General features: G+C 55.2%; 26 protein-coding genes. 11 read left to right on the top strand and 15 right to left on the bottom strand.

Translation table 11 applies throughout. The annotated features are described in order from the left end of the window. Positions 1-4: 4 nt before the first annotated feature. From FHW17_RS21835 to FHW17_RS21805, 7 genes are all read right to left on the bottom strand, one after another. Positions 5-1213: a glycosyltransferase family protein gene (locus FHW17_RS21835; protein ID WP_112525405.1), complete on the bottom strand. Its 1209-nt coding sequence runs from the start codon at positions 1211-1213 to the stop codon at positions 5-7. Between the two features lie 101 nt (positions 1214-1314). Then, a complete protein-coding gene (locus tag FHW17_RS21830) occupies positions 1315-2490 on the bottom strand; it encodes an ABC transporter permease (RefSeq protein WP_112525407.1) in 1176 nt (391 codons plus the stop codon). Beyond that, positions 2487-3485 carry an ABC transporter permease gene (locus FHW17_RS21825; RefSeq protein WP_112525409.1) on the bottom strand — a complete coding sequence of 333 codons (999 nt, stop codon included), beginning with the start codon at positions 3483-3485 and terminating at the stop codon, positions 2487-2489. The genes FHW17_RS21830 and FHW17_RS21825 overlap by 4 nt, the downstream gene beginning before the upstream one ends. A 2-nt stretch (positions 3486-3487) precedes the next feature. Beyond that, positions 3488-5353 (bottom strand): ABC transporter substrate-binding protein, encoded by a 1866-nt coding sequence (locus tag FHW17_RS21820; protein WP_182510843.1) that lies wholly within the window; start codon positions 5351-5353, stop codon positions 3488-3490. A 35-nt stretch (positions 5354-5388) separates the two neighbouring features. Further along, complete coding sequence (locus FHW17_RS21815; protein ID WP_182510821.1) at positions 5389-7278, bottom strand: ABC transporter ATP-binding protein; 1890 nt, start codon at positions 7276-7278, stop codon at positions 5389-5391. Positions 7279-7473: 195 nt separating this feature from the next. Beyond that, a complete protein-coding gene (locus FHW17_RS21810; RefSeq protein ID WP_112525415.1) occupies positions 7474-8436 on the bottom strand; it encodes a polysaccharide lyase in 963 nt (320 codons plus the stop codon). After that, complete coding sequence (locus tag FHW17_RS21805; RefSeq protein ID WP_182510820.1) at positions 8433-9770, bottom strand: adenylate/guanylate cyclase domain-containing protein; 1338 nt, start codon at positions 9768-9770, stop codon at positions 8433-8435. The genes FHW17_RS21810 and FHW17_RS21805 overlap by 4 nt, the downstream gene beginning before the upstream one ends. Before the next feature lie 468 nt (positions 9771-10238). Between FHW17_RS21805 and FHW17_RS21800 the strand changes: the two genes are divergently transcribed. Next, positions 10239-11582, top strand: a complete 1344-nt coding sequence (locus FHW17_RS21800) for a nucleotide sugar dehydrogenase (protein WP_182510819.1) — start codon at positions 10239-10241, stop codon at positions 11580-11582. A 21-nt stretch (positions 11583-11603) separates the two neighbouring features. Here FHW17_RS21800 and FHW17_RS21795 read toward each other — a convergent pair whose 3' ends face one another. Next, positions 11604-12758 (bottom strand): DUF3095 domain-containing protein, encoded by a 1155-nt coding sequence (locus tag FHW17_RS21795; RefSeq protein ID WP_182510818.1) that lies wholly within the window; start codon positions 12756-12758, stop codon positions 11604-11606. A gap of 455 nt (positions 12759-13213) precedes the next feature. Here FHW17_RS21795 and FHW17_RS21790 point away from each other — a divergent pair, with 455 nt between their 5' ends. Then, positions 13214-14008, top strand: coding sequence for a LuxR C-terminal-related transcriptional regulator (locus FHW17_RS21790; RefSeq protein ID WP_112525423.1), 795 nt, complete (start codon positions 13214-13216; stop codon positions 14006-14008). 8 nt (positions 14009-14016) lie between these two features. Here FHW17_RS21790 and FHW17_RS21785 read toward each other — a convergent pair whose 3' ends face one another. From FHW17_RS21785 to motA, 7 genes are read right to left on the bottom strand one after another with little or no spacing between them, the layout of a single operon-like run. Continuing rightward, a complete protein-coding gene (locus tag FHW17_RS21785; protein ID WP_113096719.1) occupies positions 14017-14454 on the bottom strand; it encodes a hypothetical protein in 438 nt (145 codons plus the stop codon). A gap of 29 nt (positions 14455-14483) precedes the next feature. Further along, a complete protein-coding gene (locus FHW17_RS21780) occupies positions 14484-15548 on the bottom strand; it encodes an EscU/YscU/HrcU family type III secretion system export apparatus switch protein (protein WP_182510817.1) in 1065 nt (354 codons plus the stop codon). A 20-nt stretch (positions 15549-15568) separates the two neighbouring features. After that, a complete protein-coding gene (locus FHW17_RS21775; RefSeq protein WP_112525429.1) occupies positions 15569-16597 on the bottom strand; it encodes a flagellar motor switch protein FliG in 1029 nt (342 codons plus the stop codon). A 48-nt stretch (positions 16598-16645) separates the two neighbouring features. Then, the gene (gene fliN, locus FHW17_RS21770) at positions 16646-16999 is read right to left on the bottom strand and encodes a flagellar motor switch protein FliN (protein ID WP_091885144.1); all 354 of its coding nucleotides are present in this window, start codon (positions 16997-16999) and stop codon (positions 16646-16648) included. Positions 17000-17022: 23 nt separating this feature from the next. Then, complete coding sequence (locus tag FHW17_RS21765) at positions 17023-17505, bottom strand: hypothetical protein (RefSeq protein ID WP_182510816.1); 483 nt, start codon at positions 17503-17505, stop codon at positions 17023-17025. After that, positions 17486-18421 carry a FliM/FliN family flagellar motor switch protein gene (locus FHW17_RS21760; RefSeq protein ID WP_182510815.1) on the bottom strand — a complete coding sequence of 312 codons (936 nt, stop codon included), beginning with the start codon at positions 18419-18421 and terminating at the stop codon, positions 17486-17488. Before FHW17_RS21760 ends, FHW17_RS21765 begins: the two co-directional genes overlap by 20 nt. An 8-nt stretch (positions 18422-18429) precedes the next feature. Next, a complete protein-coding gene (motA, locus tag FHW17_RS21755) occupies positions 18430-19302 on the bottom strand; it encodes a flagellar motor stator protein MotA (protein WP_091885139.1) in 873 nt (290 codons plus the stop codon). A gap of 163 nt (positions 19303-19465) precedes the next feature. Between motA and FHW17_RS21750 the strand changes: the two genes are divergently transcribed. From FHW17_RS21750 to flgA, 9 genes are all read left to right on the top strand, one after another. After that, complete coding sequence (locus FHW17_RS21750) at positions 19466-20245, top strand: DUF1217 domain-containing protein (protein WP_112525435.1); 780 nt, start codon at positions 19466-19468, stop codon at positions 20243-20245. Next, positions 20242-20967, top strand: coding sequence for a flagellar basal-body rod protein FlgF (flgF, locus tag FHW17_RS21745; RefSeq protein ID WP_112525437.1), 726 nt, complete (start codon positions 20242-20244; stop codon positions 20965-20967). Before FHW17_RS21750 ends, flgF begins: the two co-directional genes overlap by 4 nt. Positions 20968-21019: 52 nt before the next feature. Next, positions 21020-22366, top strand: a complete 1347-nt coding sequence (fliI, locus tag FHW17_RS21740) for a flagellar protein export ATPase FliI (protein WP_227988542.1) — start codon at positions 21020-21022, stop codon at positions 22364-22366. Next, positions 22363-22932 carry a hypothetical protein gene (locus tag FHW17_RS21735; protein WP_182510813.1) on the top strand — a complete coding sequence of 190 codons (570 nt, stop codon included), beginning with the start codon at positions 22363-22365 and terminating at the stop codon, positions 22930-22932. The genes fliI and FHW17_RS21735 overlap by 4 nt, the downstream gene beginning before the upstream one ends. A 115-nt stretch (positions 22933-23047) precedes the next feature. Further along, positions 23048-23425, top strand: a complete 378-nt coding sequence (gene flgB / locus FHW17_RS21730; RefSeq protein ID WP_182510812.1) for a flagellar basal body rod protein FlgB — start codon at positions 23048-23050, stop codon at positions 23423-23425. Positions 23426-23437: 12 nt separating this feature from the next. Beyond that, positions 23438-23857 carry a flagellar basal body rod protein FlgC gene (gene flgC, locus FHW17_RS21725; RefSeq protein WP_112525443.1) on the top strand — a complete coding sequence of 140 codons (420 nt, stop codon included), beginning with the start codon at positions 23438-23440 and terminating at the stop codon, positions 23855-23857. Then, entirely contained in the window at positions 23857-24174 is a 318-nt protein-coding gene (locus FHW17_RS21720) for a flagellar hook-basal body complex protein FliE (protein ID WP_113096721.1), read from the top strand. The genes flgC and FHW17_RS21720 overlap by 1 nt, the downstream gene beginning before the upstream one ends. A gap of 9 nt (positions 24175-24183) precedes the next feature. Next, the gene (gene flgG, locus FHW17_RS21715) at positions 24184-24972 is read left to right on the top strand and encodes a flagellar basal-body rod protein FlgG (protein WP_112525447.1); all 789 of its coding nucleotides are present in this window, start codon (positions 24184-24186) and stop codon (positions 24970-24972) included. Positions 24973-24977: 5 nt separating this feature from the next. Further along, entirely contained in the window at positions 24978-25463 is a 486-nt protein-coding gene (flgA, locus tag FHW17_RS21710) for a flagellar basal body P-ring formation chaperone FlgA (RefSeq protein WP_348643770.1), read from the top strand. Positions 25464-25480 lie beyond the last annotated feature (17 nt).

The following is a 25480-nucleotide window of genomic DNA, read 5'->3' as shown; positions in this document are numbered from 1 at the left end:
CTCTTTATTCGGCAACGGCCAGCGGTTGCTGCTGCTGGCGCTCGTCCAGCCAGTCGCCAACGATCTTCGAAATATGAACGAGGCCTTCCAGACGCATGTCTTCGCCGCTCTTGGATGGCGGGGCACGATCCGGCAGTCGCTTGAGTGCATCGGCAAGCCGCAGTGGATCTTCCGCCTCTTCGGGGAGAAGCATGTCGACAAGGCCAAGCTCTGAAGCACGCTGCGCGCGGATCAACTGCTCTTCGCGCGGCTGAATGCGCGGAACAATCAGCGCAGGCTTATCGAATGACAGGATCTCGCAATAGGTGTTGTAGCCGCCCATGGCCACCACAGCTTTTGCCCCGGCAATCAGCTCTTCCATGCGGTTATCGAATTCAATGACTTCGATATAGGGGATTTTGCTGCCTTTTTTCACCAGCTTGGCCCGTTGCTTGGCGGGCATATAGGGCCCAAGCACAATAAAGGCCTTATGCGTCAGCGTCGGGTCCTGCTGATAGGCATGGATGACATTGTGGACCAGATCGGCACCATCACCGCCACCGCCCGTTGTCACCAGAATGTAGTCACCTTCAGGCACATGAACGGAGGCCTTGTCATGGGACAGGCTGCGCTGAAGAAAGCCGACAAATTCCATCTTGTTGCGCACACCGGCAGGCACGTCGAGATCGACCAGAGGGTCATAGAAATCCGGCGGGCCATAGACCCACACATTGTCGTAATACTGATCGATCTTCTGCATCACATTGGCCTTTTTCCACTCGGCTTCGAGCAGATGCGGCGCATCCATGACTTCACGCAGGCCCAGCACAAGCGTGGTGCCGCGCGACTTGAGATAGGCCAAAGTCTCTTCGACCTCGCCTTTCAGACCCATCGGTTCCTTGTCGACGATGAAAATATCCGGTTGAAACGTTTCAGCGGTGTGCCTGATGATCGACTGGCGCATTTTCAGCGTTTCATGCAGATCGATGTGGCGGGCGAGCGATGTATATTCGCCGTTGCGCAGCTTGATCACACTCGGCACCTTCACAAAATCAACCCGTGCGCGATAGTCAAATGCCCCGGCAATGGTTGCGCCGGAGATGATGAGAATGTTGAGCCCGCGATAATCCTCAACGAGCGAGTGGGCAATGGTCCTGCAACGTCTGAGGTGGCCGAGGCCAAACGTGTCATGGCTATACATCAAGATCCGAGCATCTTCAAAACGCCGCATCATGGTCAAAACCTCTTGGAGACGAATTGCTGCAACAGGCTTACCTGCGCAGCACATTCGGGACGGCTGGGAGAATGCACATTCATTGGTCTGTCAACTTTCCTCTATCTGTAGGGGTCGGCGGCATCGCGCAACCCATCTCCCAGAAAATTGAACGCCAAAATAACCAGAATGACTGGAATCATTGGAAATAAAAGCCATGGATAGAATGCGATCACACTGACACTGCGGGCTTCAGTCAAAAGAATTCCCCAACTAGTGATCGGCGGGCGAAGACCAAGGCCAAGAAAGCTCAGTGCTGTCTCGCCCAGAATCATGCCCGGAATGGATATGGTCGCCGTGGCAATCAGATGTGACATGAAGCCAGGTACCAGGTGCCGGCCGATAATACGTCCGCTTTTTGCTCCCATCAACTGGGCAGCGAGAACATAATCCTCTTCACGCAGTGCTAGAATCTTCGAACGCACAGCGCGGGCAAGACCGGTCCAATCCAGCATGCCGAGAATGATGGTTATACCAAAGTAGATGAGTATCGGGCTCCACGTCACGGGCATGATGGCGGCCAGTGCCATCCAGAGCGGCAGACTAGGCAGCGATTGCAACACTTCGATGACGCGTTGAACCAGCAGGTCGAACCAGCCACCATGATAACCTGCAAGTCCGCCGATAATGATACCTAGAACGAAACTGATGGTTATGCCGATAAGGCCAATGGTCAGCGAAATACGCGCACCATAGATGATACGAGAGAGCACATCGCGTCCCAGCCGGTCGGTTCCCAGCAGGAACATCTGCCCACCTTTGGCGGGACAGACCAGATGAACATTCGTCGCCACGACGCCCCAGAAACGGTAATCATCGCCACGGCAGAAGAAGCGCAGCGGCTGCACATCGTTTGTGTTGTCGGTGTATACGCGTTTCAGCGATTCCATATCCAATTTCATTTCACGGCCATACACGTATGGTCCAATTAACTTTCCGTCATGAAACAGCCGGACCCGCTGTGGCGGGGAGTGAATGAAATCAACATTTCGTGTGTGCAGGTTATAGGGCGCCAGAAACTCGGCAATGATGATGATGCCGTAGAGTGCGAGCAGGAAAATTCCGGAGGCGAGGGCAAGCCTGTGGCGTTTGAACTTCCACCACATGAGCCGCGTTTGCGAGGCAAGATGAACCTTGGCCTGAGCGTCAGTCATAGCCTCGACCGACATCGGGTCAAACGGGGCTGACGAGACATAATGCTGCAAAGGTGCGCCGGGTAGGGGGAGCTGAGATGTCACTTTGTGCTCCTGCCCTGCAAGCGGATACGCGGATCAAGGAAGGCCAGTGCAATATCGGATATGAGCACGCCAATAACGGTCAGAAACGCCAAAAACATCAGGAACGATCCAGCCAGATACATATCCTGACTTTGCAATGCCTTGATCAGCATCGGTCCTGTTGTCTCCAATGAAAGCACAATTGCAGTGATTTCAGCGCCCGATATAATGGCGGGCAGGATCGAACCGATATCAGCAACGAAAAAGTTCAGTGCCATACGCAAGGGGTATTTGACCAGTGTTCGGAAGGGGTGCAGGCCCTTGGCCCTCGCGGTCATGACATATTGCTTCTGCAATTCATCGAGCAGATTGGCGCGCAAGCGTCGGATCATGCCTGCTGTGCCCGCCGTGCCCACGATAATGACCGGAATCCACAGATGGGAGAGGATGGACCTTGCCTTTTCCCAGCTCATGGGTTCGCTCAGATATTTCTGGTCCATCAGGTGGCCAATGGATGTGCCAAACCAGATATTGGCAAAATACATCAGGATCAGCGCCAACATGAAGTTCGGTATGGCAATGCCGAGCAGGCCGAACAGCGTCAGACCGTAATCACTCCAGCTATATTGGTGGGTTGCCGAATACATGCCGATGGGAAAGGCGAGCAGCCATGTGAAGAGAATGGTGACAAAGGATACCAGCACGGTCAGCCATAACCGGTCGCCGACGACATCGCTGACCGGCAGCTGATATTCGAAAGAATAACCAAAATCTCCCTGCAACATGCCACCGAGCCAGTGGAAATAACGCAGAACCGGCGGTTGGTCAAAACCGTACTGGTGACGCAGTTCTTCCATATCCTGAAGATTGACGGTTTCGCCCTGGGCCTGCATTTCTGCAATCTGGCTTTCAAAGAAGTTGCCCGGCGGCAGTTCGATGATGACAAACACCAGTGCGGAAATGATCAGCAGGGTCGGGATCATTGCCGCGATACGCCAGAGAATATATCGCAGCATGTCTATTTCTCCCCGCTGAGCCAGAAGGCGTCAGGCATGTAAATTCCGAGATAGCAGGTGGGATCAAAACCGTAGAGCCCCTTGTCTGGAACGTTTTGCAGGCGGGAGGAGCGCAGGACGGGTTGCAATGTCCCATTGACCAGACCTATGGAAAACACCTGATCCGTATAGATCGACAGCATTTTGTGCCATATCTCAGTTCTTTCAGGCATATGGGCTGATTTACGCCAGCTGTGTTGCAGGTCGAGAAGCTCCTGTGCTTCGGGCAGATCGGGTGCCTGTCCATTCTGTCCGACGGAGAGGTAATGCCTGCCCCATACGGGCCACTGGTACTGGTCATCCGCCGTTGGAGCCAATTGTCCCGGGTTCATGTCGGCCGTCGCCACGCCATTGGGAATACCAAGCCCGATTGACATCATGATACGGCCGCCCTGAGCACGGCTGCGAAAAATATCGCGCTGGGAGGTGCGGGTATAAAGCGCCAGTCCTATTTTGCGCCAATGGTCGGTTACAAGTTCAAGCACATCCGTATCAAGCGTGCTCTCGCCCGGCGTCTCGACGGTGATTTCCGCAGGGCGACCATCGGGTAAAAGACGGATGCCGTCATCGTTACGGTTTTGCATACCCACTTCGTCGAGCAGCGCATTGGCTTTGTCAGGATCGAAATCAATCCAGGCTTTTGCATATTCCGGTTTGTAAAGCGGGCTTTCCGGAAGCACCGTGTCTGCGCTCGGTGTTCCCAGACCGTAGAATACGGCCATATTGATCTCATGCCTGTCGATTGCCAGAGAAAGCGCACGGCGGAATCGCACATCGCGAAACATCGTGCGCCAACCATCATCGAGGCAGTTCAGATTAGGAAATATGGCAACGCGTGAGCCACGGATCATTTTCCATAGATCAACTTTAACCGGATAACGTTTTTCCGCGTCCTTGAGGAAGGTGTAATCTGCAAAATCAACACCGGTGGCCTGCAGATCGCTTTCACCCGCACCGGTTTTCGCAGGAATGATTGTCGATGAACTGACATTCAGGATGAAGCGATCAACATAGGGCAATTGCCGGCCATTTTCGTCAACGCGATGGAAGAATGGGTTGCGCTCGAAAACGAACTGTTCAGCGGGTGGCGCTGTCATGTTCCGCCAGGGATCGAGCACCGGCAATTCCGGATTCTCAGGGCGGTATTGCCGCGCCATCTTGATGTGAAGATCAGCCCACTTCTTGACGCGGTTTTCCTTCATCAGTGCGGCTAGCCGGAATTTGTCCTGATAATCCTTGTGGAATTTCTTCAGGTAGACCGAAGGGCCCACAATGGCCAGCGCTTGCGGGGCAGCAAGGCTTGGCAGAAAAAAGGGATTAGGAGACTCCCACGAATAGCGCACCGTCAATGGATCGAGAACTTCGAAGCGTGGCAGCTTGCCATCAATGCGCAATTCCAGAGCACCGCCGCCGGGCGTCAGGTCGGCATTCAGGAGAACGTCGTTCCACCAATAGCTGAAATCGTCAGCTGTCAGCGGCGACCCATCTGACCATTTGTGACCATCACGGATAGTGAACGTGAAAACGGTATCGTTTTCCGATTGGAATGACTCCAGCACATCCGGTTGCAGGACGAGATTTTCATCATATCCCACCAGCCGTGCATAGCCGTAAATGGTCATGAACCGGATATCTTTCTGGCTACCGATAATGGTACGCAGCGTGCCGCCATATTGTCCGGGTACGCGCCCCATCGCTTTCAGATTGATGATCCTTGGCCGCTTTGGTATGCGCTGAACAAGCGGAGGCAGGCTTGTGGCACGCAGCCGATCTTCCAGAAATTCCGGTTCGCGCTCGCGATCAGCCGCTTTGGCCGTGATCGGAACCATCGCAGAGGCAAGTGCGCCCAATACAGTCCGCCGCGTTACCAAGAGCGTAGTTCCTTAACGTCAACATTGCGCCGTGCCAGCACCAGATGGCCATTGCCAAGATCGGCTGGTGAGAGCGGGTCCTCTTCCTCTCCGCTGGAGAATTGGGGCCCCCAAAGCCGCTGATCCGACGCGCCGCTGGCTCTGAGTGTCTTGAAATCGAGCGGGCGGTCGAGATCCGGGAAGGGTATCGCTGCCAGAAGCGCCTTTGTATAGGGATGAACAGGATCACGCAGGATGATTTCGCGCGGTGCTATTTCAACGATCCGCCCAGCACACATAACGGCGATGCGATCCGCCATATAGTCAACAACCGCAAGGTTATGGGAAATGAACAGATATGTCAGGCCCAGCTCCTTCTGCAAATCTTTCAGAAGATTGAGAATCTGCGCCTGAACCGAAACGTCGAGCGCCGAGACAGGCTCGTCGCAGATGAGCAATTTCGGTCCGAGTGCCAGAGCCCGCGCAATGCCGATACGCTGGCGTTGCCCGCCGGAGAAACTGTGCGGATAACGGTTAAGGTATCGCTGGTCCAGACCAATGGCCTGCATCAGCGCGCGCACTTTCTCAAGGCGGGAGGTCTTGTCACCGCGTCCGTGAATTTCCAGCGGCTCGCTCAGAATGTTCTGGACCGTCATGCGCGGTGACAGCGATGAAACCGGATCTTGGAAAACCATCTGAATTTTGGTGCGCAATTCCAGAAGCTTTGGCCCCTGTGCTGCGAGAACATCGAGCTTGCCTTTGCCATCGTCAAAAGTGACGGAACCACTGTCGGGGGTGATGGCCCGCATCAATATCTTGCTGACTGTCGTCTTGCCTGAACCGCTTTCGCCGACAAGGCCAAGGCATTCGCCGCGCCGGATATCGAAACTCACACCATCGACAGCTCGGATACGGGTTTGATCCTGCTTGCCGAAAAGCCCGGATTTTCGAATTCCGTAGGTTTTTACGAGATTGCGCACTGAGAGAAGCACCTCGGGGGCGGCTTCCTCTTGCTTTTTCTTGCCCCACAGGGCGCCGGAATTGACAGGAACCTCGCGCAGCGCCTTCAGACGTTCGCCGGGTTTCATATCAAAATGCGGAATAGCCGCCATGAGACCCTTGAGATAGGTGTGCTGCGGGTTACGGAAGATCGCGTCAACGGGCCCAGCTTCCATGATCTCGCCGTGATAGATGACAACGACCTCGTCGGCCATATTGGCAACCACGCCCAGATCATGGGTGATCAGCAGCATGGCCATGTTAAGCTTGTGCTGGAGATTGCGCAGCAATTCGAGAATCTGCGCCTGAATGGTCACATCAAGCGCTGTTGTCGGCTCATCCGCAATGAGCAGGGCAGGGCGGCAGATCAGAGCCATCGCAATCATCGCGCGCTGGCGCATACCGCCTGACAACTCAAACGGGTACATATCATAGGTGCGCTTCGGATTGGAAAACCCGACCAGTCCAAGCATTTCCTCGGTCTGCGTACGGCGCTCGGATTTGGTCGCCTGCGTATGAATTGCCAGAACTTCGCTGATCTGATTGCCAACCGTGTGCAGCGGCGACAGCGAGGTCATAGGCTCCTGAAATATCTTGGCCATACGGCTGCCGCGCAGGGCTCTTATCTCAGGGCCATCGCGCTCCAGCTGTAAAATATCCGTGGTTTTGCCGTCAACCGGATCAGTGAACAGGATTTTACCCGTCACAGCGGCCGTATTGGGCAGGATACCCATAACCGATTGGCTGATGACAGATTTTCCCGAACCGGATTCACCCACCAGCGCGGTCACTTTGCCCGGAAGGATGCGCAGATTTGCGCCCTTCACGACATGCATACGCCCACCCAGCATCGAAAACGATATGCCGAGATTCTCGATTCGTAAAAGATCAGACCCCGACGTCATGCCAGTTTTTTATTCCCCAAAGCGTTTTTATTGTCGCCCATTCAGGCCAGACTATCGCACGACAAACAGTGAGTCTAGTTAGAGCCTTTCCTGCTTAAATAGAATCATTCTGCCCAAGAGACCTTGAAAGGCTCCAGGTCACACATAGATGACATCGCACTAATATTTCAGGGATATTTTTGCGTCGCCCGTGGCTTACAAAACCGGGCAGAACTGCGCATCCATCACATCTTCACACCGGGGCGAGCGGCGGAAATCATCGTAATAGAGTGCCCATTCCTTGTCGTCTGCGGCGCGATAGGGGCCGAACTTGAAATACTGATTCTTGCCGAGTCCCTTGTCGGCATGGCCAATATGGCCCTTGATCGTCACAATCCATTTGTTGTTGGCAAATATCTCGACATGGCCGGACCCATCAGGCCCGGGCTTGGTATAGATGGCAAAATCGATCCAGCCTGAATCGGGTGTAGGCAGTTTATTGCCGCGATCCGTCAGCGTGATGGCATTGGTGCAGGTGTTGAACTGCTTGCCATCCTGCGGGGTCCAGTTTGAATCTGCGGCCACCAGTGCGCGCATCTGATTGGTGTCAGGGCGCAACCAGACCGGCGTCTGCCCGTCGCCGCAGGCTTTGACAGGTGTCGTGCCCTGTGCCTTTGCCGGTGCAATATAATTGGTCTCGATGGTGGCAAACAATTTGCCCTTGTTGAGGCGCAGGGCCAGAAAAGGGCTGAAATCCCCAACGGCCTTCGGGCCGATTTCACGCTTCCATTGGGCAATGAGATAGCGGTGATCATCTGTCGGTATGGGATCGGCAAATTTGACCGCAAAACCGTACCAGACACCCTGATTGTAAGGCACGCGCTTGTCGGTCTTTTCCCAGATTTCCGCGCGCTCGCTGCAATTGTGCTTTGTACCCGGGCATAAGGGTTTGACGCTGAGCTTCAGCGCGCCGCCGCCATTTCGTGTCACTTCCGATTGAAATTCGACCGTCCCTGCACTCTGCTCAAAATTCTTGCGATAATAGAGCCCGCCTGTCGGCGAAAAATCCTTGCCGTCAAAGCCGTCCACGAGCACATCGCTCTTTGGCTCTGCGCTGGCATGGGATGATAGGTTCACACTCGCAACCAGGGCAGCCATCAGGACGGTCTTTCGCTTCATTGCATGAACTTCTCCAGAAGGGGCCTCTGATCCTGAATCTTCGCGTCGCGATGCAACAGCATGACCTGTTCTGCCTCTGACAGCCCATCATAGGCTACTTCGTCGAATGCATCCTCGGGAACGACTGTAGCCGATTGTTTCGGTAGAAGAACAGTGACTTTTTGCCCGACGCCGCGCAGTTTTTCTTCACCCAATGTCGTCCATTCACCGCCGCAATAGGTGGCAAATGCCTGGCTGGCGACAACTTCACGCGAATATTTCTTGGTCAGGCCCTGCAGCCGCTGGACTTCGTTGACCGCAGATCCGAAGGCGGAAAAGGTCAGGCGGTCTTTCAGGCCAACATTGCCGAACATGACATTGCCCACATGCAGGCCAATGCCATAGCGAATATCGCTAAGACCATCCTTGCGCCGTTCGCGGTTAAGCTCTGCCACACGGGTCTGTGCCTTGAAGACAGCTGACAGCGCGGCCTGACAGGCAACCTTGGATGGGTCCTTGTGCCGCCCGCAGGGATAAACGGCAAGGAAACCATCGCCCATGAAACTAAGGATTTCACCGCCGCCACGGTTGAATGGCGCGGCAATCGCGTCAAAGAAATGGTTGAGGGTGTCGATATAGGCCTGACGGCCTTCTTTTTCGGCCAGCATGGTCGACTGGCGCATATCACCCATCACCAGGGCAGCACGGATTGTTTCGCCATCACCGCGACGAATCTGCCCGTTGAGGACGCGCTTGCCCGCATTGCCGCCCAGATAGGTCGACAGCATATTATCGGCAAGCTTGCCGAGAACCGCCATTTTGGCCGCAACAGCCAAATGATTTTGCAGTTTCAGTAGAGCGCCAATCATGCTTTCGCTGAAACCGGCGCTGCTATCCGTCGACCACGAGCCCATCATGCCCTGTGCCGACTCGCCGCTGAACGGCTGCACAAAGGCGAGATAGTCAGTTATGCCTTCCTTCTTCAGCTCTTCAAATATCGGAAACTCATTGGGGCTATCGGCATCGAGGCGGCGGCGCACATGCTCAAGATTATTGCACAGAAGATAGTAATAGGGGCTCAGCAAGAAGCGCTCCGGCTTTTCGCCCGGCGTGTGCCTGTAACCTTCCACCACAAGGCCGCTTGAACGCTGCCAGGTAAAGCCGAGCGCATCATAGAGCGGATGCAGCATCGAGAATGTCAGATGGACGCGTGCGATCGGCAGACCAGCTGCGGCGATGCGTTCACAAAACCCTCGTACAATTGTCTCAAGATTCTCGCCGGCAAGAGAAGAACGTGTGAGCCAGTCAGCGACTTTTTCGAGAAGTATGGCGGATACGTCAGTTTGCGTGCTCATCACTCGTCCCTGTCCTTGCGGACCACGCCCAGCTTCCAGACACTGTTCCGCAATCGACCGGGTAGGAAAATCATACCCAAAACAAGCAGATACGGGAACAGGATGAGCGAACCGGGCATTGGTGTCAACGCCGACAGCAGAGGCTCCAGCCCCAATTGCCTGTCCGGTGCGGCTCAAACGGTGACTGGCGGGTGGTCCTTTATCAATATTGATTCTCGTTCTCCCATAGAAATGGGCATGTCACGTATCTGAAACAATAGAGAAGGACGGGATAATTCACGGATAAAGGGGGCTCTCCTGACAACCTCCTGTCAGCAGTGGTGTGGCACGGATTTCAGCGCCATCAACTGTTTGTGACAGGCAAGGCGCGCCGCCCCTTGCTTGACAGCCGCGTGCATAGCCGCCATCTAAACGGCAAGAATTCCGGGCCTCCCATGTGCCCACAACTCCCGCAAAGAAGAGATCGCCTTGGCCGTTTCCTCCTCTCCGTTCACCGACCTTTCCAGCAAGATCAATGCGCGCGGCGCCCATGCGGGTGTGATCGGGCTTGGCTATGTCGGGCTGCCCTTGGCAATCACCCTTGCCCATAGCGGGTTTTCCGTGACGGGCTTTGACATTGATCCGAATAAAATCACCGCTCTGGATGCGGGCCGTTCCTATATTGAAGCGGTTTCGGATGCGGCTCTTGGCGCGGAAACATCAAAGAACAGGTTTCGCTCGACAACCGATTTTTCGCAGCTTGCCGGTTGTGATGTGATCATCATCTGCGTGCCGACACCGCTGACCAAGCATCGCGATCCTGATTTGTCTTTCGTTGAGACAACGTCACACGCCATCGCCAGGACATTGCGGCCGGGCCAGTTGATTGTGCTTGAATCGACAACCTATCCCGGCACGACCGATGATGTGGTCAAAACCATTCTGGAAAAGACCGGTCTCAAGTCAGGTGTGGATTTCTTTCTGGGCTTTTCGCCTGAGCGGGAAGACCCCGGCAATCGCGATTTTCAGACCTCGACCATCCCGAAAATCGTCGCCGGTGATGGTGAGGAAGCCAGTCTGTTGATGCAGGCATTCTACGGCGCTGCGGTTAAAACCGTTGTGCCCGTTTCCTCCAATGCAACCGCGGAAGCGGTGAAGCTGACGGAGAACATTTTCCGCGCCGTCAATATCGCGCTGGTGAACGAGTTGAAGACCGTTTACGCGGCGATGGGCATTGATATCTGGGAAGTGATCGAAGCGGCAAAGACAAAACCGTTTGGCTATATGCCATTTTATCCGGGACCCGGCCTTGGCGGCCACTGTATCCCGATTGACCCGTTTTATCTCACATGGAAATCACGGGAATATGAGCTGCCGACCCGCTTTATCGAGCTTGCGGGCGAGATCAATTCGGCCATGCCGCGCTATGTGGTGGGCAAGCTTGCCGAGGCGCTGGATATCCGGCTTGGCAAGGCGCTCAGCCGCTCACGCGTGCTGGTGCTTGGGCTTGCCTATAAGAAGAATGTGCCTGATATCCGCGAAAGCCCGTCGCTGCGGCTGATCGAGATCATCGAGGAACGCGGCGGCCATGCGGATTATCATGATCCCTTCGTTGCCGAGATACCCTCAACCCGCGAATATATGGCGCTTAAGGGCCTTGCCTCCGTGCCGCTGGATGAGAAGACGGTGAAATCCTACGATGCCATTCTGGTTTCAACTGATCATGACGGCGTCGACTATGCGGCGCTGGCCAAATGGTCACAGCTGATTGTCGACACCCGCAATATTTTTGCCAAGCTCGGACTAAGCGCCGAGCATATTGTGAAGTCCTGAGCCAAATAACGTCGTTGAACGTCAGGAGAGCTTTGCCTTGAGGTTGCTTGCGGCCATGGCATAGCCGCCCGATGCGCCGTCGATGAAATGCACATGGTTGCGTGACATGGGCGTCGGCACAAAACAGGTCATCAATGCGGAATCCTGCTTGTGCAGGCCAAAACGTGCAATGCCCGATTGCGCGGCGCGCTCCAGAAGCGTTTCAATGCGCTGCAATCTTGCAGCATCAATATCGATGGTCATTTTCAGGCCATCGTCGAATTTACGGAAATCCGAATTCTGCGCCACGTCGCGCTTATATTGTCTTGGATCAAAATTCCCGAATGTCAGGCCAAGCCGGTCAAGGCTTACGGTCAGGGCAATCTGGGCGAGGATCGCAATCTTGCGCAGGAAACGCTTTCCCTTAGGCGCCGTGGCGCGTGCTTCGGTTTCAAGACCGCTTGTATTGAACGCAATGGGTGGTCCTTCTTCCGGCAACGGATGGGAACCACGGCTTTGTTCCGCAGCAATGGCGATGATTTCTGCCACAAGACGCTGGAATGGCGCGGTTGCGCCCGCATCACCCGGAATGGCAATGATCGACAGGATTTCGCCATTGCGCGCCTGAATGGGGTTCCAGCGGCAGGAGAGGCCAGTCAGATCAGGACGAGCGCCGGATGGGGCCGCTTCAACCGCATATTTGCCGGCTTTCATTTGCGCTTCCGCCCAGCTGCTGCCACCCCCTGTAAACATGGCATAGAAGACATCCGCACTGGCGCTGAAGCGCGCGACGCGCACCTCAAGCCCCTGTGCTTTGATGTCGGTCATGGGTACGAGCGCCGTGCGCAAACTCAGCTGCAGATCATCCTTCACCCAGGCCTGAACAGAAGCGAGGGCCTGACGTGCCTGCCCGGCGGCGGAAGCGGGAATTGCCACCAGCGCGCCATCGCCCCCGAAAACAAAGGGGTAATCCCTTTTGCCCAGCGCATTGAGCAGGGCAGAGATGACACTGGCGCCCGCCATGTTCACCGCCTTGTAGCGCCCTTCTTCAATGGCCTTGGTCGAGCCGACAATATCTGCCACGGCCAGCAGCCAGTCATCCGGAAGCGGCTTATAATTATTCGCATCCGCGACGCCTTCGAATTCAATGAAGACCGGAAGTGTGTCGAAGAAGCTGTCGTTTGAAATGGCGCCCATGCAATGGAATTAGCACATTGCCCTGATTGAGGCGACGGGAGAGTGAGCAAGCCTCACAGGAATGCGCACATTACAGGTCATGCGCGTGCAGGTTGTGTTCGCATGCCGAGCCATTTCCGCGACTCACGGGTGTGACCGGTTTCTGAGGTAAAATGACCGAAATTTGAATTAATTTACTTGAACACAGGTGTTTAGGGCGCAATTTGTTGCTGTTAACGTCAACAATCACAGATTGCAGGTAGGATTGCGTCTCCATTGGACAACTAAAAATTGTTTTTTTCAGCAAATATGTGAAAAAGTGCAAATACAATTGTTCATCGTCTTGTCTGTCCGTCAGTCTCGTGCGAGCATGAACACGCTGTTTAATTCGCTGTAATTATAAGCTATCTGAAAACCAGAAAAATACCGTTGCGGAAGCCAGCGATCTGCAGGCAAAGAGGAATGACTTGTATCCGATGTCGCTCGAACTGGCTCATTTTCCCGATTTCCAAAAAGGTTTGTTCAAGGACGCAGTCGCGACGGACACGCTTGCGATGCTTCTTGAGGTCAAGCAGCAGATAGGCTGCCGCTATATTACCCATGTCGGTCATCCCGAGTCACGGCCCGGCAGTGATGTGGTTGATGAGAATGTACCGCTTCTCATGACCTATCCGATCAGCTGGCTGCTGCGCTATTTTGCCAAGGACTTTCTCAAGATCGATCCTATCATGCAGGGTATGAGCCTGTTTCAGCCGCGCGCCGATGCACCGGGTACAATCCGCAACCTGACTGCCGATACAACCTTGCCACTGCCTGTAAGGCGCTATTTCAAGGATGCCGAGCGGCGCGGGCTGGGCAATCTCCATCTGGCCATCTGTTCAACAAATGCTTTCGGGTTTCGCGGGATCACGCTCCTGACCTTTGACGTGGAAGAGGCAGAGCAGGCCTCATTCATCGACCGAAAGCGCAAGCAGTTGGCTGCCGCATCGGCGCGCATTCACAATGCGCTGCACGGCACACGCAATCCCTCGCTGGCGGCGATCATCTCCAATCTTTTGACCAAGCGCGAGATTGACTGTCTGTTCTGGGCGGCAAACGGCAAAACCGATGGAGAGATCGGTGAGATCCTTAATATCGCGCGTTGGACGGTGGTAACCTATCTGCAGAACGCCAAGAACAAGCTTGGTTGTTCCAACAGGACATCGACCGTGGCAACGGCACTCGCTTTGGGTGTCATTGACATACCGACTGTTGCCAAAGCCTATCTGTAAAGCGTGTTCTAGGCCTGTGCAGACGCCGATAGCTGCGGCAGGCGCGCGTTTTCAAATGCTTGGGCCAGCAATGCCGTGTTCTGTGCAGGGGTATGGCCCGTTTCGGCAAATCGCACATGGTGCAGGTCGATATCAGCACTTTCGGAAGACAGTGTCAGCCGGAAGTAGGCATTGACCCCCATATTGCTGAATTCAAGGTCGAGCATCACGCGCGGTGGCGCATCCCAGTCCAGCGCATATTCTCCGCCAAGACCGAATGTCAGCGTATCCGGATAGAATGTCAGCTCCGTCGCCGAATTGACAATGTCAGCAATGTTGCCGAACAGCTCGCATCGTATGAAGGCAATATAGTCAGCAACATCGACAAGACGAAGGTCATCAATGACCTCAGTCAGATGTCTTGTAATAATTTCGACCCGGGCAACCGAATATTGCGTTCTCTTCATCTGCTGCTTATCCGATTGGAAACGAATTTTTATTTACGTCGTACATTAACAAACTGGATCAATTCTGCCACCGCTTTGTAAAATTCTGGCGCAATTGCATTGTTGACTTGTACTTGCTTGTACAATGCACGCGCTAGTTGCACATTCTCGAAAACCGGTATGTCATTGGCTTCGGCAATCTCCCTGATCTTCAAAGCAATCAGATCCTGCCCCTTGGCGACAACAATAGGGGCTGGATCTTTCGCCGGACTGTAGCGCAGAGCAATGGAGAAGTGTGTCGGATTTGCGACGATCAGCGTGGCTGTTGGAACCGATGCAATCATACGCTGGCGCGCCCGGTCGCGACCGAGTGACCGCAGCCGCGCTTTGAGCAGCGGATCACCTTCGGCCTGTTTGTGCTCGTCCTTGATTTCCTGCTTGGTCATGCGCAGCTCGCTACGCCAGTGAATGCGCGACCAGGCAAGGTCGAAGGCTGCAAGCGCGGTGACGGCAATAGTCACCGAAGCCAGAAGGTGGGTGATATTGGAGCGGATAAGTTCCGGCAACTGGCTTGGTTCGGTGATGATGGTATCGACAAAGAAATGGCTGCTGCGAAAGAACATCATGAAAACGATGATGCTGGCTGCCGCAAATTTGAAGACTGATTTCAGAAACTCCACCCGCCCGGCAGCACCGAAAATGCGTGACCAGCCCTTTACAATGGAAACGCGGGAGAACTGCGGCTGGATACGGTCAAAGACCAGTCGCGGTGCATTCTGCAAAACCGATGCGAGAATGCCAGCTGTGGGAATGATGATGAAGACGGGAAGCAGGGCAGCGCCAACAGCCATGCCGACAATGCTGAACAACTGCCGGGCATCCTGCGCGCTGTTCAGCCGCCATTCTTCCGGTTTGTCGAGAAGTGCCGAGAGGAACGAAACCAGTTTAGAGCCGCTTGGAACGGCAACGAAGACCATGATGACGATGAAGGCGACGATGGAAGCAAGGATCGGCGCCTCGCGCGATACGGGAAGATTGCCCTTCTCGACCGCATCACTGATTTTCTTCTCAGTTGCTTCCTCGGTTTTGCTCTCTTTGTCAGTATCGTCTGACATGGTCTAGCAGAACCCTTGGATCATGTTTCGGGTTCTTGCGGTTCAAGCTTGATATCGCCGCGTTCAGCAAGGGCAATGGCCGTGCGGGCGATGGAGCGGCGCGCTTCGGTGACTGTATTGGCATTGATATTCGTCTGGCTGGACAATTCGGTCTCAACCATGCGGCGACCACGCGTCGAGAGCGACTGGAGGATCAGTTCCTGTAGACGCGGTTCACAGCCATGCAATGCAGAGGTGACGACATCCGTCTGGATTTCATCAAACAGGATGAGACGCGCGCGCTGCGAGATGCGGATGATATCTTCGAACGTAAAGAGCTTGGCCTTGATCTTGGCAAGGTCCTCCGCGCCAAGTTCGGTGAGGCCCGCCAGCAATTCGTCGATCTCCGACTTTTCGAGCTGGTTGATGATATTGGCAATGGTGCCGTGATGGCTCTTTTCCGAGCCTGCATTTTCCTTGCCAGTGATTTCGCGCTGCAGGACAGCTTCGAGCATGGCGATTGTCGACGGGCCAACCTTGCGGATATGCAGGGTACGCTGGATGATTGCCCCGCGTTCCTGCGGGCCAAAACTGATCAGCAGCCGTGCGGCAATGTCGGAGGGAAGCCGTGAAATGACATAGGCTGTGACCTGCGGGTGCTGCGTTGACAGGTAAGTCTGCAGGACATCGAGAGAAACGCGGGGGAGAACGTCCCAAACTGATTCCTGTGTCAGCAATTCGGGACGGCGGTTCTCGATGACGGCGCTGGCCTCTTCGGCTGAAAGTGTCTCGCGCAACAGCCCTTCGAAGCGCATTCCGGCTTCGGAGACGGGGGCACCATCGGCAAAGGCGTTTTCGAATTCCTTGACCAGTTCTTCAAAATCACCCGGTGTAATCGGCTCGAGCTTGCGTGCATGACCGGCAAGCGAGCGCAGATCATCTGCATTGAAATGCTTGAGAAGCCGCGATGCGGAAGGCCGCCCGATTGCCACAAGCAATGCTGCCACCTTTTCCGGGCCGGAGAGGTCCTGAATGGCGCTTTCGCTCTGTGGTGTATCTTGATCGCTCATGCGGTCTGGCTTCTCATGCTTTAAAAGGGAAGGCGAAAATTATGTGTTTCAGCTGCCGCTGCCGATCACTTCGGTCAGGCTGACACCGAAGCGTGACGAGTCATCTTCAAGCACGATCACTTCACCGCGGGCAATCACCCGTCCGTTGACGACGATATCAACCGGATCGCCGATCTGCTTGTCGAGCGTGACGACTGCACCCCGGCCGAGTTTCATCAGATTGGCCACAGGCATGGATGTGCTGCCGAGAACAACCTGTACATCAACGGGGATGCCCATGATGAGATCGATATTGGGCTTTGATCCTGCAGGCTTGCGGTTCGGCTGCGGTTCATCGCGCTTGAGATCTTCAATTGCCTCGTTAAGCTCGTCTTCAATGGAATTCTTGTCGGAAATGGTCATGGGTGAATCCGGTTCAAACGGGGTTAAAGGACGGCATTTGCCACATCAGCACTGCGAACAATGCGATTGACGAAAACAGGCAGGGTTTTTGCTGGTGCGGCCGGTTCGCTGCGCGCTTCGGCGGGAGCCGCTGGTGCTGGCTGAGCAACAGATGCAGGAGTAGCTGTCCGCTGGATGGCTTCCGGAGTTGGAAAAGGATGCACATTGTTCTTGAAGTCGTTCTTGACCCGCTCGACCAGATGAATGGCGCGGGTCATCTCCGAACGGGCACGATCAGAATCCTTGAGCTTGGCTTCAAGACGAACGCTTTCGTCACGGCAGGTTTCGCGCTCATTCTGCAGGAAGAGCAGCGCCTGCTCGAGGCTCCTGGCCGAGCCCGCCACCTGCTGCGCCATGGCGTGGCTCATCGCCGTCAAACGGTTGGCCTTGCGCAAAGCCACGAAGAAGACCGCAAGCCCCGTTGCTATCAGGGCAGCAGAAATGAGATTAGCCAGCAGCAAGCTCATCGAGCAGGTCCTCTTCTTCATTGATCGGATCAGTAATACGCACGGTGAATGCAGTGCCGGTTTTGCCCAGACGGCATTTGTAAAGCGCCTGTTTGCCACTGCGCAGACGCACCTGATTGATCGCGTCTTTGGGCAGTTGCAGGATCTGGCCGGGTTTCAACAGGGCAATCTGTTCAAGCGTCATTGAGCCCTGCTGGATGAAGGCTTCGATGTCGATATGCGCCCGGCTAACTTCAAGACGCAGCTTCTTCGCCCATGTGGGGTCGGAATGGTGTGCAGGTTGTTGCAGCATCCGCGCAATCGCATCCTGCATGGGGCGGAAGCTTGAACGTGGCATCATGATGATGATCTGACCGCTATGGCAGCCCACCTTGAGCAGCATGGTGCAGCAGATCATGCGCGTATCGTTGACCGTTGCGGTCGAAAAATGCGCCGCTTCCGTCAACTCGGCGATCTGGAACAGCGCTTCACCGCCGCTTGAAAACATATGATCCAGCGATGAGGTTACATCGGAGAAGATTTGCCGGGCTACACCGAGATCAACAGATGTCATTGGCCGGTGCGGCGGGTTATCCTGGCTTGCGCCGGAGCCGAACAACGCATCGATGCCGCAATCGACGAAAGCGCGATCTGCGGCAAACAGCAGCCGCGATCCCCATTTGACAACCTGCACGGTTCCGATCAGGCCCGAGCGCAGCAATGTGCTTGATATGGCATCCTTCTCAATGGACTCCATGCGCACGAACTCAGCCGAAATGGCCACATCCGTCTGGCTGGCTATTTTGCCGGCAAAGGTCGTCGCGAGATCGCGGAAGACAGTCTCAAGCGATTTAAGATCGTCAACTGACATGCCCGCAGCGCGCAGGATGCTTTCCGCCAGCACATCAGGTCTTTTCTGTTCTGCTTCGACGTCCATAATTCAGCCTATGCCGCTTGCTGTAGCGGGACGGTGGAGATCGTTTCCTGCTCGACCACATCGATGGATGGGCGATCATAGGCCGAAATTGTCTTGCGGCCATATTCAAGTGCGATCTGCGGCAATGCACCATTCATATAAGCGAGCAGCGTCTGTTTGACGATCATATAGAGACGGTTCTGTTTTTCGCGCGTCGTCTTGATCTTGGTGGCAATCGGCCCGACCACGCCATAGGAAAGAAAGATACCGGCAAAGGTGCCAACCAATGCAGCACCAATCAGATGGCCCAGCACTTCGGGGGATTCATTCAGCGCGCCCATGGCCTTGATCACGCCGAGCACAGCCGCAACGATACCGAGGGCAGGGAGGGCTTCGGAAATGCTGACCATAGCGTGATAGGGCTTGAGCTTGTCACGGGAAATCGTGTGGATTTCCTCGTCCATCAGCGCTTCGATTTCATGCGAGCGCGCATTGCCGATGATGATCAGGCGGCAGTAATCGCAAATGAACTGGGTAAGGTCGTGGTTTTTAAGGACGCTTGGAAAGGCCTGAAAGATCAATGATTCATTGGGATTGTCGATGTGAACTTCCACCTCATTGCGCGATTTGGCGCGCAGCTCACGCATCAGTGCATAGAGAACACCGAGCACATCGAGATAGTCGCGTTGTTTCGGCACCTTGTTGGTGAAGGCTTCCATACAGGCGCGGCCCGTGTCCTTGACCGCCGAAAACGGATTGGCAACGAGGAAAGTACCGAGTGCGGAACCGCCGATAATGACGAATTCCCACGGCTGCATGAGGACGCTGACATGTCCGCCCATGGCAATGAAACCGCCAAGGAGACACCCCATCGTTACTACAAGTCCAACAAGGATACCCAAAGCACTCTCCTGCAAATATTGCCAGCAATGCAGCACTACCAAGTCCGGCTTGCGTGAACCTTGCAGGCGGTGACAGGTTCACGATTGATCAGAAACAGACGGACAGCTTCAGGCAAGCTTGATTTGGCACAGATAACGGAGAAGCTTTGGGAGTGCCGGTGCAATGATCAATACCATGACCAGCTACAAATTGATCTCGTCAGATTTGACGCGTTCGCTGACGCGCGTGGCCAAGGAGCCGGCGGTTCAGCGTGATACGGATTATTATCTGAAGAATATCGGCAAGGTGAAAACCATCGACGATTTTATGAAGGATGATCGTCTGTATAAATATGCCATGAAAGCCATGGGCCTTGAGGACATGAACTTCGCCAAGGCTTTTATTCGCAAAGTTCTGACTGAAGGTACCGGCAAGGACAGTTTTGCCAGCAAGCTGACTGACAAACGCTATCTCGAGTTTGCGACGACCTTTAATTTCGCCAAGCTTGGCGACAAGGCAACGAGCCAACCGGCTGTGCTCAAGCCGGTGACAGACAAATATGCGCGTCAGACTTTGGAGAAGGAAGCGGGCCAGGACAATGAGGGCGTGCGGCTTGCACTGTATTTTGCGCGGAAAGCCCCTGGTATCACCAATGCCTATGAAATCCTTGGCGATAAGGCGCTGCTGAAGGTTTTCCAGACAACGTTCTCCATACCGGCGCAAACGTCCAATATGGACATCGACCGGCAGGCCAAGATGGTTGAGGACAAGCTTGATCTGAAATCGCTGAAAGACCCGGCGAAACTTGAGAAATTCCTCACCCGTTTTACCGCCATGTATGAAATGAACAATCCTTCGACGGCAACCAGTATCCCGTCCATGCTTATTGGAGGTGATATGACGGTCGGCATCTCGCAGAGCATTCTGACAACCCTGCAATCGTTCAAGCTTGGCGGCCGCTGATGGAAAACTCGATCTATGTCGGCCTGTCATCGCAGATATCGCTGGAACGCCGCCTTGATGCGCTGGCCCATAATGTCGCCAATATGTCGACACCGGGTTTTCGCGCCACGGGCATGAAATTTGAAACCATGGTCTCGAAGGCCGCCGAGGATTCAAGCTTCGTTTCAGCTGGCCAGAGTTACATCAAGACTGAAGCTGGCCCGATAACCCAGACCGGCAATCCGCTTGATATGGCGGCAAAGGGCGATGTCTGGTTTTCCATGCAAACGCCAGCCGGACAGGTCTATACCCGCGACGGGCGCATGCAGATGTCAACAACAGGCGAGCTTCTGTCCGTCAAGGGTTATCCCATTCTTGATGCGGGTGGGCAGCCGCTGGTGATCGACCCGAATGGCGGTCCGCCGGAGATTGCCGCCGATGGCGCAGTTTATCAGAACAAGAGGCAGCTCGGTTCGATCGGCCTGTTCACCATCAACCCCAATGCCAAACTGACCTATTTTGACAATTCCGCAGTTATTCCAAGTGTTGCAGCCCAGCCTGTTCTCGACAATCCCCATGCGGGTGTCATTCAGGGTGCCATTGAGGGGTCGAACGTCGATGCAATTGGCGAAATGACCCGGCTGATGAGTGTTACCCGCGCCTTCGAGCGGGTGGATGCGTTGCTGCGTGGCAATGAGGGTACTTTCTCCGAAGCCATCAAGACGCTCGGATCAAAGAGCTGATGCCTGAGCGGGCCGGATAGACATGCAGGACCTTGAAACAGCCTTGCCGACAATGAGCAGCGGGACGGGAAGTCTCGAGGCGCTGGCCCGGCTTGTTTCGCAGGTCGTCACATCTCCGGCTCCGGTTGCCATTGGGGGCTATGTCAACGAGGTCTCACGTTCGGCCATCGGTGTGCGCGGTATTTCCGAACGCGCCCAGCTCGGGGATATGGTCACTATCCGCAGCGATAATCAATTGTACCCCGCAGAGGTGGTGCGGATCGGGCAGGCACAGGTTCTCGTCAAGCCTTTCAATGACCGGATCATGCCGTCGCTTGGCACGCCGGTTTTCCCGGAAGGTCCATTCCGTATTGCCCCCGCGCCCGATTGGAAGGGCAGGGTTATCAACGCGCTTGGCCTTCCACTTGATGACAAGGGGTTGCTGACATCAGGCGACGACCCCAAACCCGTCGATTGCGCTGCGCCGCTTGCGATGAACCGCAGCCGCGTTGAAACAGGTCTGCGCACCGGCGTGAATGTCGTTGATGTGTTTGCGCCCATGTGTTTTGGCCAGCGCATGGGCGTCTTTGCGGGGTCAGGCGTTGGTAAATCCACGCTGCTTGCCATGATGACCAAGGCGACGGATTTTGACACCGTTGTGCTGGCTTTGACCGGAGAGCGCGGCCGCGAAGTGCGCGACATGCTTGAAGACACGATGGCTGGCAAGCTTGGCAAGACCATCACCGTTGTATCGACAGGCGATGAAAGCCCGATGATGCGGCGGCTCGCACCCAACACCGCAACGGCAATTGCCGAATATTTCCGCGATCGCGGCGACAATGTTCTTCTTATCGTTGATTCCATCACGCGCTTTGCCCATGCGGCGCGGGAAATCGCCATTGCAGCGGGCGAACCACCGGTTTCGCGCGGCTATCCACCCAGCGTGTTCAGTCAGTTGCCGCGCCTGCTCGAGCGTGCGGGTCCCGGATCATCCAATGGCGGGACAATCACCGGTATCTATGCCGTTCTTGTTGATGGCGATGATCACAATGATCCGGTATCCGATGCCATTCGCGGCACGCTGGACGGGCACATTGTGCTCGACCGCTCCATTGCTGCGCAGGGGCGATTCCCAGCTATGGACATTCTCGGCTCCATTTCGCGTTTGGCCCAGCACAACTGGTCGCCCGAACAGGCAAAGCTCGTCACGAGTTTACGCGGACTGATTGCCCGTTACGAGGAGACCCGCGATTTGCGCATGATCGGTGCCTATCAGGCGGGAAGCGATCCCCTGCTTGATCAGGCCGTCAATCTGGTTCCACGCATTTACGACGCTATGCAGCAAACACCGGCCACGCCGCTTTCGATGGATTCCTATAGTGATCTCGCCGCAGCGCTACGGCCAAAGGAGGGGGCATGACAAAACAAAAACCTGTAGATGCATCGCCGGCAAATGACGCGGCGGAAGTGCAGCCGCGCCAGCGCGACAAGCGCTTCGACGGCTATATCAAGGGTGCGGGCTTTGTCCTTGCCACCATCTGCGCCATTCTGCCGTTTGTCATGTATTACGATATTCTGGAAGCGCGTCCGAAGCCTGAACCAACCGGCAAAACTGTTCGCGATCCGCTTGACCGGACAAACCAGAAGGTCGTGCGCAAGAACAATGGCACCGAGGCTTCGCTGTCCAAGACAAGAGATGGTGCGCTTGATCCGATGATCACCGCGACCACATCCGCTTTGACAGGCGACCGGCTTGCCGGGATCAAGGCTGCCAGCAAACAACCTTTTCCGGATAAACCGGTGTTTCTGGTGCGCGAAGTGGTGGGCGGTCTGGTGATGATCGAAGACAATACCGGGTACTGGTTTGTTGAAAAAGGATCGCCTCTGCCGGACGGAAGCACGCTTGTAGCCATTGAACGGGGCACGTCATCAGGGTCGTGGCAGATCAAGACATCCGACGGTGAAGTGATCAGCCGCACGAATTGAGCAAATGGCTCATGGCGCGGTCAGAAGTTCCCGATCTGACCACGCCGCAAGTCTCACGCAAGATTGACCACCTAGATTGGCATCAGTTGATTGGTTGGGCGCGAGAGGCAGGGACATGCAGGGGATTCATCTGTTCGAATTGGCATCACGTCAGGCTGAGTGGCTGTCCGTTCGGCAGGCTGCTGTTGCTGGCAACGTCGCCAATGCCAATACGCCGGGCTTCAAGGCGCGCGATGTCGAGCCATTCAAGGATGTGCTGGAACAGACCCAGCTGACCATGTCAGCGACCAACTCCAAACACCTCGAAATCAATGCATCCGGTATCGCTGCGACTGCCCTGCGCAAGGATGATGTGACCGAGCAGAACCATTCGAAGAATACCGTCAGCCTTGAAGGCGAAATGGTTAAATCAGGCGAGATCAACCGAGAATTTGCCCTCAACACCAGCATCGTGAAAGCTTTTCACCGCATGATGCTGTCGGCGGTCAAGTGAGGGACTGAATAGATGTCCGATCCATTACAGGCCGCTCTCAAAGTCGCCGCATCCGGTCTTAACGCTCAATCGACGCGTCTGCGCATTGTTTCCGAGAATCTGGCCAATGCCCAATCAACAGGTAAAACGGCTGGCAGCGATCCCTTTCGCCGCAAGACCGTATCCTTTGCCACCGAGCTTGATCGCAGCAGCGGCGTCGAAACGGTGCGCATTGCCGAGGTCGGCCACGACGTATCAGCCTTTACCGAAGAATATGATCCAAGCCATCCGGCGGCCGATGCCAAGGGCATGGTCAAATATCCCAACGTCAACATGGTTGTTGAAATGGCTGATATGCGTGAAGCCAACCGCTCCTATGAAGCCAATCTCCAGGTCGTCAAGCAAGCACGCGAGCTGATTGCCATGACCGTCGATCTCCTAAGGAATTCCTGATGATAGACCAGCTTCTCAGTGTTTCCACCCGCAACGCTCTTTCCAAGTTGTCGGAAACCGTCAACCAGACATCCACGCCGGGCGCATCTTCGCCTGCGGCAGCAACCGGCCAGCCTTCCTTCGACAATGTCCTGTCGCAGCTTAGCGGCAAGCTGCAAAATGCCGAGGCGGTTTCGCTGAAGAGCATGACTGGCGACGTGCCGACGCGCGATGTGGTCAATGCGGTCATGGACGCCGAAAAATCGCTCCAGACGGCCATCGCCATCCGCGACAAGATCGTCCAGGCCTATCTCGAAATCAGCCGTATGCCGATTTAAGGAAACAGAATGAAAGCGCTCACCATCGCGGCGACAGGCATGAATGCCCAGCAGCTCAATCTGGAAGTGATTGCCAACAACATCGCCAATATCAACACAACCGGGTTCAAGCGCGCAAAGGCTGAATTCTCGGATTTGCTGTATCAGACCGAGCGCAGTGCCGGTGTGCCCAATATGGCCAACCAGAACATTATCCCCGAAGGCGCGATGGTCGGGCTTGGTGTGCAGACATCGGCTGTTCGCAACCTGCATCTTCAGGGCGGCCTCAACCAGACGGGCAATCCGTTTGACGTGGCACTGAAGGGACGCGGCTGGTTCCAGATTCAGAACACCGCCGGGGAAATACTCTATACCCGCGCCGGTGCGTTCAATACCAATGCAACGGGTCAGCTGGTGACGCTGAACGGCAATCTTGTAGAGCCCAATATTGTCGTGCCAACCGATGCCCTTCAAGTCACGATCAGCGAGTCCGGTCAGGTTTTCGCAAAACTTTCCGACCAGACGCCACCTGTTAATCTGGGTCAGCTGACTATTGCCAATTTTGCCAATGAGGCTGGTCTCGAACCGCTCGGCGACAATCTCTACAAGCAGACCGATGCGTCGGGCGATCCCGTTGTCGGCGTGCCCGGTGATCCCGGTTTTGCCACGCTGAAGCAGGCCTATCTGGAAAACTCCAATGTCGATCCGGTCAAGGAGATCACCGACCTGATCACGGCCCAGCGTGCCTATGAGATGAATTCAAAAGTCATTCAGGCGGCCGATGAAATGGCGTCTGTCGTATCGAAGAACCTGCGCTGAGGATAATGATGACGGCGGCAAAGATCATTGGAAACTGGACCATCCGCGTGCTGGCACTTTGCCTGTGCGCGCTGGTCTTTTCCGTTGCCGCCCGCGCCGAACGCATCGCGTTTCTGGTGCCATCGCAGATCATCTATCCGGGTCAGACCATCGGCAATGCCGGTTTGACCGAAAAGTATTTTACCATCCGTGCCAGTGCGGCAGCTCAATATGTCCTTTCGTCAGACCAGCTCGTCGGCAAAATATCGCGCCGGACATTGCTACCGGGCCAACCAATCCTTCTGACCGCGGTCAATGAGCCGGATATGGTCCAGCGCGGCGTTCCTGCGGTGCTGGTCTATGATACGGGTGCGCTGGTGATCACAGCGCGCGGGACACCGCTTGAGGCTGGCCGTGTTGGCGATTTCATCAAGGTGCGCAATCTCGACAGCGGTATCACCGTATCGGGCACCATCCTTGCCGATGGACGCATTCAGGTGGGCATGCAATGATCAGGCGTTTCGCGATA

Source organism: Phyllobacterium sp. P30BS-XVII (genome assembly GCF_014138335.1).
Taxonomy (GTDB): Bacteria; Pseudomonadota; Alphaproteobacteria; order Rhizobiales; family Rhizobiaceae; genus Phyllobacterium; species Phyllobacterium meliloti.
This window is presented reverse-complemented; position numbering and strand designations above follow the sequence as displayed.

Coding starts and splice junctions, on each gene's coding strand:
- FHW17_RS21835 (WP_112525405.1), bottom strand. CDS start 1,213: ATGATGCGGCGTTTTGAAGATGCTCGGATCTTGATGTATAGCCATGAC.
- FHW17_RS21825 (WP_112525409.1), bottom strand. CDS start 3,485: ATGCTGCGATATATTCTCTGGCGTATCGCGGCAATGATCCCGACCCTG.
- FHW17_RS21820 (WP_182510843.1), bottom strand. CDS start 5,353: ATGGTTCCGATCACGGCCAAAGCGGCTGATCGCGAGCGCGAACCGGAA.
- FHW17_RS21815 (WP_182510821.1), bottom strand. CDS start 7,278: ATGACGTCGGGGTCTGATCTTTTACGAATCGAGAATCTCGGCATATCG.
- FHW17_RS21810 (WP_112525415.1), bottom strand. CDS start 8,436: ATGAAGCGAAAGACCGTCCTGATGGCTGCCCTGGTTGCGAGTGTGAAC.
- FHW17_RS21805 (WP_182510820.1), bottom strand. CDS start 9,770: ATGAGCACGCAAACTGACGTATCCGCCATACTTCTCGAAAAAGTCGCT.
- FHW17_RS21795 (WP_182510818.1), bottom strand. CDS start 12,758: ATGGGCGCCATTTCAAACGACAGCTTCTTCGACACACTTCCGGTCTTC.
- FHW17_RS21790 (WP_112525423.1), top strand. CDS start 13,214: ATGTCGCTCGAACTGGCTCATTTTCCCGATTTCCAAAAAGGTTTGTTC.
- FHW17_RS21785 (WP_113096719.1), bottom strand. CDS start 14,454: ATGAAGAGAACGCAATATTCGGTTGCCCGGGTCGAAATTATTACAAGA.
- FHW17_RS21780 (WP_182510817.1), bottom strand. CDS start 15,548: ATGTCAGACGATACTGACAAAGAGAGCAAAACCGAGGAAGCAACTGAG.
- FHW17_RS21775 (WP_112525429.1), bottom strand. CDS start 16,597: ATGAGCGATCAAGATACACCACAGAGCGAAAGCGCCATTCAGGACCTC.
- fliN (WP_091885144.1), bottom strand. CDS start 16,999: ATGACCATTTCCGACAAGAATTCCATTGAAGACGAGCTTAACGAGGCA.
- FHW17_RS21765 (WP_182510816.1), bottom strand. CDS start 17,505: ATGAGCTTGCTGCTGGCTAATCTCATTTCTGCTGCCCTGATAGCAACG.
- FHW17_RS21760 (WP_182510815.1), bottom strand. CDS start 18,421: ATGGACGTCGAAGCAGAACAGAAAAGACCTGATGTGCTGGCGGAAAGC.
- FHW17_RS21750 (WP_112525435.1), top strand. CDS start 19,466: ATGATCAATACCATGACCAGCTACAAATTGATCTCGTCAGATTTGACG.
- fliI (WP_227988542.1), top strand. CDS start 21,020: ATGAGCAGCGGGACGGGAAGTCTCGAGGCGCTGGCCCGGCTTGTTTCG.
- FHW17_RS21735 (WP_182510813.1), top strand. CDS start 22,363: ATGACAAAACAAAAACCTGTAGATGCATCGCCGGCAAATGACGCGGCG.
- flgB (WP_182510812.1), top strand. CDS start 23,048: ATGCAGGGGATTCATCTGTTCGAATTGGCATCACGTCAGGCTGAGTGG.
- flgC (WP_112525443.1), top strand. CDS start 23,438: ATGTCCGATCCATTACAGGCCGCTCTCAAAGTCGCCGCATCCGGTCTT.
- FHW17_RS21720 (WP_113096721.1), top strand. CDS start 23,857: ATGATAGACCAGCTTCTCAGTGTTTCCACCCGCAACGCTCTTTCCAAG.
- flgG (WP_112525447.1), top strand. CDS start 24,184: ATGAAAGCGCTCACCATCGCGGCGACAGGCATGAATGCCCAGCAGCTC.
- flgA (WP_348643770.1), top strand. CDS start 24,978: ATGATGACGGCGGCAAAGATCATTGGAAACTGGACCATCCGCGTGCTG.